15 protein-coding genes are annotated in these 13954 nt (G+C 44.4%); 7 read left to right on the top strand and 8 right to left on the bottom strand.

Annotated elements, in window-relative coordinates; translation table 11 throughout:
• Positions 1-54 precede the first annotated feature (54 nt).
• Positions 55-2493: an ABC transporter permease gene (locus QY309_03120; protein ID WKZ60469.1), complete on the top strand. Its 2439-nt coding sequence runs from the start codon at positions 55-57 to the stop codon at positions 2491-2493.
• 39 nt (positions 2494-2532) lie between these two features.
• Here the strand turns inward: QY309_03120 and QY309_03115 are convergent, their stop codons facing one another.
• Positions 2533-3150, bottom strand: coding sequence for a YdeI/OmpD-associated family protein (locus QY309_03115; GenBank protein WKZ60468.1), 618 nt, complete (start codon positions 3148-3150; stop codon positions 2533-2535).
• 105 nt (positions 3151-3255) lie between these two features.
• On the opposite strand from QY309_03115, the gene QY309_03110 reads away from it, so the two are divergent.
• Positions 3256-3540 (top strand): GNAT family N-acetyltransferase, encoded by a 285-nt coding sequence (locus tag QY309_03110; protein ID WKZ60467.1) that lies wholly within the window; start codon positions 3256-3258, stop codon positions 3538-3540.
• An 8-nt stretch (positions 3541-3548) separates the two neighbouring features.
• On the top strand, positions 3549-3938 hold the full coding sequence (locus tag QY309_03105) for an META domain-containing protein (protein WKZ60466.1): 390 nt from the start codon (positions 3549-3551) through the stop codon (positions 3936-3938).
• Between the two features lie 2 nt (positions 3939-3940).
• On the opposite strand, the gene QY309_03100 is transcribed toward QY309_03105, so the two are convergent.
• The 3 genes from QY309_03100 to QY309_03090 all read right to left on the bottom strand — a co-directional run bounded on the left by QY309_03100 (position 3941) and on the right by QY309_03090 (position 7015).
• A complete protein-coding gene (locus QY309_03100) occupies positions 3941-4939 on the bottom strand; it encodes a tetratricopeptide repeat protein (GenBank protein WKZ60465.1) in 999 nt (332 codons plus the stop codon).
• 3 nt (positions 4940-4942) lie between these two features.
• Positions 4943-5719 (bottom strand): hypothetical protein, encoded by a 777-nt coding sequence (locus tag QY309_03095; protein WKZ60464.1) that lies wholly within the window; start codon positions 5717-5719, stop codon positions 4943-4945.
• Positions 5720-5782: 63 nt separating this feature from the next.
• A complete protein-coding gene (locus QY309_03090) occupies positions 5783-7015 on the bottom strand; it encodes an OmpA family protein (GenBank protein ID WKZ60463.1) in 1233 nt (410 codons plus the stop codon).
• 278 nt (positions 7016-7293) lie between these two features.
• Between QY309_03090 and QY309_03085 the strand changes: the two genes are divergently transcribed.
• Together QY309_03085 and QY309_03080 are read left to right on the top strand one after the other, a co-directional pair.
• Positions 7294-7797, top strand: a complete 504-nt coding sequence (locus QY309_03085; protein ID WKZ60462.1) for a nuclear transport factor 2 family protein — start codon at positions 7294-7296, stop codon at positions 7795-7797.
• Between the two features lie 188 nt (positions 7798-7985).
• Entirely contained in the window at positions 7986-9512 is a 1527-nt protein-coding gene (locus tag QY309_03080) for a M20/M25/M40 family metallo-hydrolase (GenBank protein ID WKZ60461.1), read from the top strand.
• Here the strand turns inward: QY309_03080 and QY309_03075 are convergent, their stop codons facing one another.
• The 3 genes from QY309_03075 to QY309_03065 all read right to left on the bottom strand — a co-directional run bounded on the left by QY309_03075 (position 9513) and on the right by QY309_03065 (position 11318).
• Entirely contained in the window at positions 9513-10286 is a 774-nt protein-coding gene (locus tag QY309_03075) for a sulfite exporter TauE/SafE family protein (GenBank protein ID WKZ60460.1), read from the bottom strand.
• 64 nt (positions 10287-10350) lie between these two features.
• The gene (locus QY309_03070; GenBank protein ID WKZ60459.1) at positions 10351-10815 is read right to left on the bottom strand and encodes a nuclear transport factor 2 family protein; all 465 of its coding nucleotides are present in this window, start codon (positions 10813-10815) and stop codon (positions 10351-10353) included.
• 71 nt (positions 10816-10886) lie between these two features.
• Entirely contained in the window at positions 10887-11318 is a 432-nt protein-coding gene (locus QY309_03065; protein WKZ60458.1) for a hypothetical protein, read from the bottom strand.
• A gap of 208 nt (positions 11319-11526) precedes the next feature.
• On the opposite strand from QY309_03065, the gene QY309_03060 reads away from it, so the two are divergent.
• A complete protein-coding gene (locus QY309_03060; GenBank protein WKZ60457.1) occupies positions 11527-11883 on the top strand; it encodes a hypothetical protein in 357 nt (118 codons plus the stop codon).
• Here the strand turns inward: QY309_03060 and QY309_03055 are convergent, their stop codons facing one another.
• Complete coding sequence (locus tag QY309_03055; GenBank protein WKZ60456.1) at positions 11884-12357, bottom strand: RDD family protein; 474 nt, start codon at positions 12355-12357, stop codon at positions 11884-11886.
• An 88-nt stretch (positions 12358-12445) separates the two neighbouring features.
• Between QY309_03055 and QY309_03050 the strand changes: the two genes are divergently transcribed.
• Positions 12446-13729, top strand: coding sequence for an NAD(P)-binding domain-containing protein (locus QY309_03050; protein WKZ60455.1), 1284 nt, complete (start codon positions 12446-12448; stop codon positions 13727-13729).
• Positions 13730-13954: the final 225 nt, after the last annotated feature.

Genomic DNA, 13954 nt, shown 5'->3' with positions numbered 1-13954 from the left:
ACGGTCTTTGTAACCAAGGCCTGAAACCGGAGTGTTCAACCAAACCGCTAATCCATGTTCACTAACTACCTGAAAGTTGCCCTGCGTTCCATTTTTCGGAACAAGCTTACCTCATTTATAAACATTGCCGGGTTGGCATTGGCGTTAACCAGTGCATTGCTGATTACATTCTATGTAGTGGATGAGTTAAGTTACGACAAGCATCATCCACAGGCCGACAGGCTGTATCGTGTTACCCGCTATTTCTATGATCAGGATGGCAATGCCAGTTTGCGCTTAGCCAACGTGGCCCCTCCTATAGGCATGCTCATGCGAAATGATTTTCCGGAAATCGAAAAACTGTTTCGGATGTTGCCACTCAACACCACCGTAACACTTCGGGAAAATGGCAACGAAGACAAATCGTTTCGGGAACCCAACATTTTTGTAAGCGAACCCGAAATCTTTGACATGTTGGAAGTAAACCTGACGGAAGGAAACAAAGCCACCGCATTGGAAAAACCCGGCACCATGGTGTTATCCGAGGCGATGGCTGAAAAATATTTTGGCTCCACACAGGTGCAGGGAAAAACATTGGAGTTGTTTGGATTCCCCGTACAGATAACGGGCGTGTACAAACCGTTCAAACCGCAAACACATTTCCATCCGGATTTTCTGATTTCATTCAGCACACTGAATGACTCTACTATTTATGGCAGAAGAAGATTGGAAACCAACTGGGGTAATAATGCCTTCGGTACCTACTTTGTGCTAAAGGAAGGCGAGGACGCCAAATCACTGGAGAGCAAACTTCCGGATTTTCTGGATAAGCACTTTGGTACGTTTGCCCGCGCCAACTTTGGTGTCCCTCCCGATTTTGTAGCTTCGAAAGTTACCAGTCTTCAACTTCAAAAAATTACCGACATACACCTGCACTCACACCTCGATGATGAACTGGAACCACCGGGAAACATCAACACGGTATACCTGATGGGCACCATCGGGTTGTTCATTATTCTGATTGCCGGTTTTAATTTCATTAACCTTAGCACGGCACAGGCAACCAAACGTGCTAAGGAAGTAGGCATAAGAAAAGTGGCCGGTGCATTCAAAACACAATTGATGAATCAATACCTGAGTGAATCTGTAATGATCTCCCTGTTTGCATGCGTTTTAGCGCTGGGTATCGGATATGTTGCATTGGAGTGGCTGAATAGTTTTACAGGAAAATCCATTTTGTTCCTCGGAAATCCAAATTTGCTGTTGGCCATGGTGGGTGGCACCATAGTGATTGGCATCCTGGCGGGCTTGTATCCGGCATTTGTGATCTCAGCATTTCGTCCGGCCGTAATTTTAAAAGGCAAACAATCGGGTGGAAAACCCATTTTACGAAGAGCCCTTGTGGTGGTTCAGTTTTCCATTTCCATCGTGCTCATTATTGCTACTACCGTTATTTTCAGTCAGCTTGACTATTTAAACAACAAAGACCTGGGCTATGCCAAAGATCAGGTGATTACCCTGCCCTACTACAGTGACCTGAATACCAATTTCGATGCATTTTATAATGCACTTACAGAACACTCCTCGATAAAAAATGCCGGTCGTTCTTCGCGCATTCCAACTGGTCGTTTGCTCGACTCCATGGGTGCTCAAATGCGCAAAGGCGATTCGCTGCAAAACGTAGGCTCACGTATCGCCTATATTCGTGTCGACCATACCTTTTTTGATACGTACAATATTCCATTTGTTGCCGGTCGTAATTTCTCAAAAGAAGTACGCACCGATGATTCACTCGGCTATGTATTGAATGAAGCTGCACTGGTGGCCATGGGCATCAACGATCCGACAACACTTGTTGATCAGGAATTTTCATACGGAGGGGTTAACGGAAAGGTGATCGGTATCGTGAAGGATTTTCACTTTGAATCGCTGCACCAGACGATCAACCCCATCATCTTTCTCATTCAGCGACCAGCCTACAACAGTCTTTCCATTCAGGTTGCGGGCACTAACTTTCAGGATGGATTAAACCACATTGAAAAAGTATGGCGCGAATTTCTACCCGGCCGCTTGTTCGAATACACCTTTATGAATGAGCGGTACAGCAACCTGTATCAAAACGAAACCAAGCAAAGTCAGTTGTTTACCGGCTTTTCGATGCTGGCTATTTTTATTGCTTGCCTTGGGTTATTCGGGTTGGCAACCTTCAACACCTTGCAGCGCATTAAGGAAATCGGTATACGAAAAGTATTGGGCGCATCCGTTCCGAATATTTTAACCTTACTCTCGCGCGAAATTGTGATATTGGTAATCGTGGCAAACGTAATAGCCTGGCCGGTGGCCTGGTACTTTATGGACAAATGGCTGAACACCTTTGCCTATCGCATTGAAATGAATGTGTTGTTGTATGTACTGGCATCATTTGTAGCGATTGCCATCGCATTGATTACCGTAAGTTCACAAACGCTAAAAGCTGCTATGACTAATCCGGCTAATACGCTGAGGTATGAGTAGTTGCTGGTCACCAGTTGCCTGTCAACCAGCAACTGGTGACTATTTTTTCATATACTTCCAATTCCGCGGTTTGCCTTCTGCCATCCACTCAATAGCTTGTGCTAATCGCTTCTCGCGGGTAGCTTCAGTTTTGGCTTCCGTCAACCATTCAATATAGTCGCGTTTATTGGAGGGGCTGAAGGTTTCAAATGTTAATAGTGCTTTTTTATTTTTCTTGAGGGCAGTCAATAAGTAAGCTGGTGCTTTTACTGCTTTCGATGCGATCTTCTTTTTTGGCGGAAGCTTTACGCCTTCATCGTTTAGTTTTTTGGCTTGCTTGAAAAAGTCCAACAGTACTTTATCAGGCGGTAAATCCTCCAGGCTACTCACGCGACCGAAGTTGCCCATCGCTTCACCACCATCCGCCTTGTTGAGTCCCAGGTAATTTTTTGGATCCTTAAGAAGTTTCGCTTTCCAGAAACCAAAAGCGCAATGTTTTTTAAATGCCGCAAAACTGAAATACGGACCTTTGTAATCGAATGAAGGCATACCCCACTTTATGGTTTCGGTTACCTCCGGGCAGGCCTTGTGCACCAGTGCGCGCATGTGTTCAAGGATAGGCCACGCAAACGGCTCGGCTTTAGCGATGTAGGCATCAATGCGTTTATCGGTAGGCATAGAATTTAACTAGGGGTTAAGAATCCATTCAAAATTCGAATATCTTTACAAACCATGCAAACGCAGGCCAGGTAATAATCTTGGCTTGTTTTAAAATTCAAATACATGCACATCCAATACGAACAAATCGGAACCAAAGGATCTTTCTACTATGAAGAGGGTGGCAAGCGCCTGGCTGAAATGACTTTTACCATGGCAGGTGATACCCGAATGATTATCGATCATACGGATGTTTCTGATGTGCTGCGTGGTAAAGGCGCGGGCAAGCAACTGGTAGAGGCTGCTGTGCAATATGCCCGCAAAAACAAAATCAGAATTTTACCGCTTTGTCCGTTTGCCAAATCGGTATTTGATAAAACGGAAGCTTATCGCGATGTGTTAGATCGCTAATAATGTGTATGAAAAAATTAATTCCCATGCTCTTGTTTGCCGGCCTGTTCATCAGCTGCCAGACACAAAACCTATCGCTCACCGATGTAGAATGGAAACTTACTTCCTTGAATGGAAAAGATTATACCACGTTGTCTCCACCGGTAACACTCACGCTTTCTGCTGATAACAAAGTGGCAGGCTTTGCCGGATGCAACCGGTACTTTGGTTCGTATACCAAAAAAGATGCTGATCTTAGATTTAGTGGGTTAGGTACAACTAAAATGTACTGTCAGGAAAAAATGGAAGTCGAAGATGCTTTTTTAAAAACGATGGGTGAAGTAAATCGATTTGAGCTTACAGCTGATAAACTCATGCTACAAAAAGACGAATCGGTGTTGATGGAATTCTCGCGCTAAACCTACCAATCGGTTTGCTGACTACCCTGCTGAAGTTGTGCCGCACGGGTGCGATATTCCTGCCCCTCCTCTCCTGGTAATAATTCGCCTAATCGTACGTAAATGTCTGTTATGGAATCATCCTGTTGCAAGGTTTCGCGATACAATGCTATGGCTTGTTGCGTGTTTCCTCTTACATCATAAATGTAGGCCATAATGTGCGTGAGTATGGCGGTGCGGTAATTCAGGTTGTAAGCATCAACATAATACACCAGGGCAGAATCATATTGCGTTTGTGTATAGAAGGAATCGCCAGCGAGCAGTAACGCATCTACATGCGAAGGGTTACTGACCAACACCTGTTGTGCAGCATCGATTGCCTCACGGTATTTTTTCTGCTGATAATACGCCAGGCCTCTATTGTGAGTTGCATCAAGGTTACCGGGATCAAGTTCAAGCACCCGGTTATAGTGCCACAAAGCCGAATCGCTCCGGTTCAGGTACAAATAACAGTTACCGGTTTCAACCAGGATGTAGGTATTATCAGGTTCTTCCTTCAGTGCAAGTTTATAATGATACAATGCAGAATCATACTGGCCGGCATAGTAGTAATCACGCGCCATAAGTTCTTCATCTGAAAATACGGCTGAATCATCGCCAAAAATCACGCCCAGTATGATGGCTAAAAACACAAAACCAACTATGGAGGAAATCATTAAGCCGGCTAATGTTTTGCCATCTATGCGGCTGGTACGATTCAGCAGCTTTTTGAAATTTTCAACAAATGAATCTTGATTCGATGGCCGAGGACGTTCCTCGCGTTGATAGGATGCCTGGTGTTCATCCTTTTTATCCCAACGGATTAACAGGTATTGCGCAACACAAAAGGCAAATCCACCTAGACAGAGGTAAATAAACAATGTATCAACCGACCAGAAGAAAGCAAACACCAACAAAAAAATGATCGCAGCAATCAACCACTTGTTGCCTGATTTTTTCTGCTGATCGGGAGGTGTGCTCATGGATTAATGCATCACCGCTACCATATCCTGCTCATCAATGCGAATATCATCTTCGCCAACCTCATCAAATGGATGTTCAAGGTGATCCTGAATGTTATCCAGGCTTACCAAAATAAAACTGTACAACACCGGCATTACATACTCCAGGCCATGTGAATAATCCTGCGCGGTAGCGGCAAAGTATGGCCCGTAGATAATCGGGAAAATATAAATGAACACTTTACTGTAAGCCCGTAAGGTAATGGGCGTACGATAGGCATGAATCACCTTCAGGTTATCGAAAGCAATAATCATTTTACTGATGTACTGGCTTATCCTCGACATTTCACTGCCTTGAACCCCGTACCTGGGAAGTTCCATGCTGAATTTGGACAGATCGGAAAACAACCGGTATACCTCATGCTCATATTTCTCCCATTCATGGCGATGATATCGGGTAAACATATCACGCATATTTCGGGTAAGTGAGTTTACCAGGGTGCGCGCGCGTTCAGGCATGTTATTTTGTTTATCGGTTGTCCAGTCGCGGGTAGCGTAATAAATAGCCACGGCATGACCTTTAAAATCAGATAGTCGTTGTAAAGCAGTTTCTCTTCGTGTGTAGGCCGAGCTAATGGAGAACACAACCGGAAACACAATGGCCACACCCACCAGCATATCGGGAAAACGCGCGGTAAGGTTATACTTATCGCAAAAGTATGTTGAGATTACCGCCAGGATCGTAATGATCAGGGTTTTATAATTGATGATAAGAAAAAAACTCCGTAGAACACGTTTCATAGCACGCCTGAAAATTTAAAAGCCTGTGAAATTGTACATAACGAACGGGATTAACAAATGAAGTTACTCCTGAATGATCTCCACTTCAACGCGTACATTTTTCTTGGCATTCACACTATTCTTATCGAACAACGGGCGCTTACCACCCCAGGCCTTGATTTCAATACGCTCAGCAGAAATACCGTTTGTTACCAGGTATTCCTTTATCGTTTCAGCCCGCTTAAAGGAGAGATCTTTTGCAGAACCCACAGATTGGGCCGATCCTTCCAGTGAAAAGAAGTTTTTCTCGGGGCCTAAGCCCAATATTTTTCCGTGGTAATTCCCATTGGTATGTCCATGCAGGCGGATGCGATAATTTTCATTCTCCTGCATCATTTGCAATAAGCTGTTTAACTCATATTTTGATTCCGGCAACATAATGGCCGCATCGTTAAAAAAATAAACATGATACAATGTGGCGATATCGCCTTTGTGGTAGCGCACCATGTCAAACAACACAGCCACCGTAGTGCCCATAAGATCCACATAGGGCTTAACGGTATCGGCCAGCGGCAGCGGATAGTTGATTTCGTACTGAAGTTTTCTGTAACCGAATACTTCTCCCACCAGTGTAAGTTGACCGGATTTACTTTTCGGATCAGGAAGGATCAGGTACTCGTTACCTTTTACGGTGGTCATCAACCGACTGCGTTCCGTATCGATTACCTGAACTTCACCATCCACAATGCGGTTATTGGCAGCATTGAATAAACTCAGAAAAACTTCCGTATTGCCAAGCGTCATCGGATCGTGCTGTACGATCGGTGGGTTTTCAGTAATTTCAATTTCATCTTCCGGCTTCTCTTCTTCGGCCGGTTTCTCAGGCTCAACCTGAGCAGGTTTTTGTTCACCTTCCTTTACCTGCTCCGCCACCTTCTCCTCGCTTTGCTTCTTTTGTGTTTCCTGGGTTGCCACCACATCTTCGCGAGGAATATCTCCAGTAACCACCCTCACCCATGCATCGGTAAACTCTCCCTGATCCCGAACTTTTTGCATTTCGATTAGTGAAGGTCTTAAGGAAGTGAAATAACTGAGGTAAACAAAATACAGATTCTTCGATGTATTGAATCCGTACCGGGCATCCAGGCCTTTATCCTTTAACTTCGTAGTGAATTTTTGTGCATAGTCTTCGCGGGCTTTGGAGTAGGCGGCTACGGTAACATAATATCCGGCTGGTAACTCTTGACCTGATTGGGCATAGACTTGCTGAAAACCAGTAAAAACAAAGCATAGAAACCAAAAAATACGATACTTCATGATGGGCGCGTTTAGATCAACTTCGAATATCTGACAATATTCATAAAATCCAAACAAAGGTGGTCATTTTCAAGGCTTTAGAAGCCTCATTTAAGGCGATTCGAGTAAATAATGCCTTTAAAAAAACCATCTGGAGCCAACCTAAAACCACATTTGCTAATGCTGTGCATTCAAGACCCGGAGGTTAATTAACCGAAAAAGTAAGTACTGGCACGTTGATCAAATACCTGCCTGACGGGGGCCTAATTTTCGTACATTCGAAGAAATCAGTTACTCCTATGAAATACCTGTTCGTACTTCTCTCTCTTGCTTTTCCGATTTGTACACAAGCGCAAAAAGATTATAACAATGATGTAAAATCCATCGACAATATTATTGCAGCCCTATACGAAGTTATTTCCGGTGATCCGGGTGCTCCGCGCGATTGGGATCGCTTCCGGAATTTATTTACACCCGATGCACGATTGATCCCAACAGGAAAAAATGCCGAAGGAAAAATTACATATCGTACCATGTCGCCTGAGGATTATGTAACCATGTTTACCACGCGCATCACCACGGGATTCTTCGAGTGGGAATTATATCGTGTGACCGAAGAATACGGAACGATTGTTCATGTGTTCAGTACCTATGAAACAAAAGAAAAGAAAGATGGGCCGGTAACCAATCGCGGCATTAATAGCATTCAACTGATTAAGCAAAATGATCGCTATGCGATTATGAATATTTTCTGGTGCCCCGAAAGTGCCGGGTATCCGTTGCCAGATAAGTATTTGAAGTAAGTAAAACCACAAAAATGAATCACTGTCATTGCGAGGAACACTACCAGGACTTTATTAGCAAACACAAATTGTTCGTGTGACGAAGCAATCCCACACTATATAATATGGATAAAATTTGAAGTTTGGGATTGCTTCGCTCCATCACACAGCCACTGCTTCCGCTCGCAATGACGAAAAATTATTAAGATATGTTAAGATCAATTTTCATCTCCCTATTCATTATCAGTACAGGTGCCCTATCCGCACAAAAAACAAAATCCATAAATACGGATGCACTGGCAGAAAAACATGCAGTAGCTTCCTTTAAGGAATTTTATGATTTACTGAGTATCCCCAACGATGCACACCATCCGGAAGACATTGAAAAAAATGTGCAGTGGTGTGAAGCCGCATTTTCAAAAAGAGGTTTCTCAACCAAACGATTAAACACACCAACTGTTCCGTTGTTGCTCGCAGAGCGTAACGTCAAAAAGCCATCGAAGAACACACGAACGGTTCTCATTTATTTACAGCTTGATGGCCAACCGGTAAATCCTTCCAACTGGAACCAGGAAAGTCCGTGGAAACCTACACTGAAAGAAAAAGATGCACAAGGCAACTGGAACGCTATTGCCTATGAACGATTGTATGAAGGCTACGACCGCGACTGGCGGATTTTTGCCCGCGCTGCTTCCGATGCCAAAGGACCGGTTGGAGCCTTTCTCGCTTCGTTGGATGCATTGGCTGAGCTAAAGCAGGAACCAAACTACAACATGAAAGTCATTATGGACTTTGAAGAAGAACTCGGCTCACCCAACCTACCTAAAGCTGTAACAGAATATAAGAATGATCTGAAAGCCGACATGCTCATCATCTTTGATGGGCCGCGCCACATTTCCAATCAGCCTACCTTAAGTTTCGGTGCGCGTGGTATTTGTGAAATTACCCTCACGGTGTTTGGCCCGAGACAACCTGCGCACAGCGGCAACTATGGTAACTACACACCCAATCCCGCCATGCGTTTATCGCAATTGCTGGCTTCCATGAAAGATGATGACGGTCGCGTAACATTGCCCGGTTTTTACGATGGTGTGGTACTTACACCGGAAGAGAAAAAAATTCTGGCGCAAGTACCCGATGACGAAAATGAAATCCGAAAATTTCTGGGCATAGCTGAGCCCGATAAAATTGGCGACAACTTTCAGGAGTCGATTCAATACCCAACGCTGAATATTCGCGGAATGAATTCGCTTTACGTAGGTTCAAAGGCGCGCACGTTAATCCCTGCCTGGGCTACTGCTGAAATTGATATCCGACTTGTTCCTTCAAGCGATCCGCAAAAGTTGATCGGGTTAGTCAGGAAACATGTAGAGGATAAGGGCTACTACATAGTGGATACGGAACCCACCGAAGAAGAGCGCATGAAGTATCCACGCATTGCAGCCATGCAGTCGAGTGTTTCTTATGGTCCGTTTCAAACTCCGTTTGATTCGGAAGTGGGCTTATGGTTAAGCAAGGCCATGACAAAAGCTTTTGACAAAGAGCCCATCAAAATTCGTATGATGGGTGGCTCCATTCCCATTTCTCCTTTTGTGGTTACATTGGGCATTCCGGCTGTCAGTGTTCCTACGGTTAATCCGGATAACAATCAGCATGCAGAAAATGAAAACATTCGTGTAGGAAATTATGTGGATGCGGTGAAAACGTTTCTCGCTATTTTAACGGAGCGATTGTGATCAAATTAAACCGGCCCCCAGTGCAAGCGAAAGAAAAATCAGCAAAACCGCCACAAATACCTGGATAAACCGAAGGGTAACTTTCTTTAATAATTTATTTCCGATATACGCACCTACGATAGCCGATACCGTGGCACTGGCAACCAACACCAGGTTTTCGGTGAGACCCGATGCAGTGAAACGAGTAGCATACACACTTAACCGGGTAAAGTCAACAAACGTGGACACCACTACGGCAGTACCTACAAAAGCTTCCTTTGAAAGTCCGGCTTTAATTAAAAACGCACTGCGCAATGCGCCCTGGTTTCCGGAAAGTCCACCAAAGAAACCACTGAGCGCTCCGCCAAGCGGGAGTTTGTTTTTATCGAACTGCAGTTTGCTGAAATACGGAATGAGATCAATGAGGGCGAAAATCAACAGCAAAACTGAAACGATAAACTTCATCGGGTAAACTGAAATCAATCGCTCACCCAACTGATAGGTGAAGAGCGGCTCCCACTCTGTAATGTTCAGCAACAACCATGAACCAATAATGGCAGCCACTACGGCCGGTATACCAAAGCGCAGTAATACCTGCTTATCGGCATGGCGTCCTACCAATACCAGTTTGAAAATATTGTTAAAGAAATGCACCACACCGGTTAAAGCTATCGCCAGATCCACAGGAAAGAAAATCATAAACACAGGCGTGAGAATGGTACCCAACCCAAAGCCGGAGAAAAAAGTAAGGATGGCTGTAAAAAATGCTGCGATGCAAATAATCAGGATATCCATGTCAGGCAAAAATAACTCACCCGATCAAAGAAAATTACCTCTTCAAAGAAAATAGAATATTAATTTATTCTGCAGCTTTAATTCCCGAAACATGCGAAGCAATCGCTTTCCATTCACCTTGCCGCTTAATCAGCACATTGCTGGATTGATACACCATTTTGTAAGGACCGGTCTCATCGTTACCCTCAATATGACCAGTACCCGCAACAATGGCCGTTCCATTTTCAAAAATATCCAATCGCTTGATTTCAAACCGGAAAGAATCATACGCAGGTTTATTTTTCTTAATGTAATCGAGTTCAAACTTTTTATCCGACCAGTTGCCGTCCGCATCAATCAGTTGAAATTCATCCGCCAGAATTTTATCCAGCAACACGGTGTCTTGTTCGCGATAAGCCTTTGGCCACAACACTTCTTTTAGCGTGGTAAGTTTCTCACGATCATCGGCTGTTAGTACAGAAGTTTCTTTCTTGTCTGCACAACCGGTTAGTACAGCAGTAAGTAGAATTAAGGCGATTAAATTTTTCATGACAGCAGGGGTTTCAGGCAAGATAGCCATCCCCTGTATGCCAGGCCGAACATTAACAACTCCTTAACAGTTTAACCAATCCACCCCTTCGACTTAGCTGTACGCGAAATAAAAACCAGCGCCACAGAAAACAGGGGAATCATAACGGCCATGGCCATTCCACTGGATTCAAAGGCGGGTGAATTTTCTACCATAAACAGGTCGTAACTCCATTGCGCCACCACACAAATCAATGACACCACAAATATCCAATAGGCCAAGGCCTTGCGCAACAGCAGTAGCAAGGAGCCCAATGTTCCTCCAAATACAGCCAGTGCAAATACGCCTATGTACCACGCGGGCTGATTTTGCAAATACACTTGTTGTTCCTGCGGCAAAGCTGCTAAGGCTTCATCCGTCATGTATGCACGCATCAGGTAGGCCATAATGCCCAGGGCGTTCCAGAGCAGGGCCACTACGGCCACAATCCAGAACCAAACAGGAGGTTTTGTTGAGGTTGACATAATTTTTTAGGGTTGGTTTAAGATTGAAGTTACAACATTTTTTCCGACAATCAGGTTGGTATCTTATAACCGCTAAGACGCTAAGGCGCTAAGAAGACGCGAATTACCTTTGCGTCATTGCGCCTTTGCGGTGAAATAATTACGGCTCTAAAAGATCCATCCCAACCATTTTTACCCTAACTGTGTCTAATCAGGCAAAGGATACGTTATGCGTTTATTCGGATTTACCTTCATGTTTCTTGCCCTCTGGCAATGCGATACCACGGAAGTAATCGTCTGCTTTCCGCAAGAATGCACCACCAAAGCCACCGTTAAAGACCTGACTGGCCTTGATGGCTGCGGACTGGTGTTGGAACTGGAAGACGGCACCATACTGGAACCAGAACGCAGAACATACGTTCAGCCGCCAAAGCCGGAAGAAGATCCGCTGTATTACTTCGAGTTGGTTGCCGGTCAGAAAGTGATAATCGGATACGAAGAATCCAATGCCGGATCAATTTGTATGGCGGGAGACGTGGTGTTTGTGACGTGCATTAAATCTGTTCAAACAGGCGGAAGCCAATAGCTAGCGCCTCAATACAATTGTTCCGGAAAGCAGATCATGAAGAGCCTGCCTCCGTGGGGTCATATCAATCAAAAATACTCCCACAACAGAAATAGTAGAAATTATCTTGAGGACATTTCTCACCAATGCCTTTAAAAAGGAAATTCTTTTATACTCTTTATCATATACTTTAATCTTCATAAACCATTTTCCAATGGTTGCCTGCAACGGGGAGCTTTCTAATGCTGAATTGTAAATAAAAAGCAGGGCTAGCATCAATAATTTGATATTAACTTCATTCATCATAATTCCGAAAGCAATCTCATCCGATAAATCTGATGGTCGCTCAGACCGTAAGGATGGTATTACAAATAAAATGAACGGCAATATAATATTATTGAATATCCAGAAATCTATCCAAAACGCCAGAGCCCTAAACCAAAACTGAGTTTGAAGCATTGAACTCGATTCATGAACAAACTTAATACGACTCACGCCTTGCAACTAGGTTGATTAATTTCTATCGCTAAAGATAAGATGCCGGTTCAATAATTCCCTATCTTGCCTCAAAGCGATTTATTCTATGTCAGAGAAAAAACGCGTGTGCGTGATCGGGGCCGGGCCATCAGGAATAACGGCTGCTAAAAACCTGCTGGACGAACATCATGACGTTATTGTATATGACTACGGCCATGAGGTTGGTGGCAATTGGGTGTTCAGCGACAAGCCTTCGCACTCCAGCGTTTTTGAAACCACGCACATCATCAGCTCTAAAACACTTTCGCAGTACGATGATTTTCCCATGCCGGACGATTACCCGGACTATCCATCGCATAACCAATTGGCCACTTACTTTCAGGCATACGCCAAAAAGTTCAACCTCTATCCGCATATTGAATTCGAAACGCTTGTCGTTCACTGCTCGCGTGATTCGCACGACAAATGGCACGTGACCACCAAAAAGTACGACCGTGTAAAAACGGAAGTCTTTGATGCGTTGGTCGTGTGTAACGGACACCATTGGAAACCCCGTTACCCGGAATACCCGGGTGAGTTTACGGGCAGGTTCATGCACTCGCACGATGTAAAGCGTTTTTCAGATTTTGCCGGTGAGCGCGTATTGGTGATCGGGGGCGGCAACTCCGCTTGTGATGTAGCGGTGGAATCGTGCCGGGTTTCAACGGCAACCGACATCAGTTGGCGCAGGGGCTATTGGGTTATCCCAAAATTTATTTTCGGAAAACCTTCTGATACCATTGGCGGGGTTATCATTAAAATGTTACCAACTGCCATCTCCAGAAAAATAACCAGCCTGATGGTGCGCATCCTGCAAGGAAAAAACACACGTTATGGTTTACCCGAACCGGAACATGATTTTGGTTTTCACCATCCAACCCTGAATAGTGAATTGTTTTATTTCATCCGGCACGGAAAAATAAAACCACGGCCCGACATCCAACGCTTTGAAGGAAACACAGTACATTTTACCGATGGAAGTTCAGCCGAATACGATACCGTGGTTGCCTGCACGGGGTATTGGATTGATCATCCGTTTTTCGATAAGTCGTTTATTGATTACTCGCATGGCGATGTGCCGCTGTACCTGCGCATGTTACATCCCGAAATTCCGAACCTGTATTTCATCGGGTTGTTTCAACCCATCGGTTGCATCTGGCCGGGATCGGAGCTGCAAAGCAAAATCATGGCACGCGAACTTTCAGGTAAATGGAAACGACCAGCCAACATTAAAGCATTAGCCCAACGCGAAGTAGACCACCCGGATTACCGGCAAATCAAAACGCCCCGACACACCATCACGGTGGATTACCACAAATTCAGGAAGCGATTGTTGCGTGAACTGAAGTAGAAGCCATCTCAAAAATCAGTTTTTCACTTGTCAGCCTGAGCTTGTCGAAGGCTATTTGGAGCTATCAAATCGGTTTCGACAGGCTCAACCTGACATGGTGAGTATTTTTTTGATGGCCTTTAGTAAACACTTTTAAATTTTTGGATTCCGGCTCAAGACCGGAAGTCCGTTTCCGGACAAAGTGTTTGTGACTTTAACACCATCCATCACAAATTTTTGAGCTTT

This window comes from Cyclobacteriaceae bacterium, assembly GCA_030584025.1.
Taxonomy (GTDB): domain Bacteria; phylum Bacteroidota; class Bacteroidia; order Cytophagales; family Cyclobacteriaceae; genus UBA2336.
Note: the sequence above shows the minus strand (reverse complement) of the source record. Positions and strands in the feature narration are given on the sequence as shown.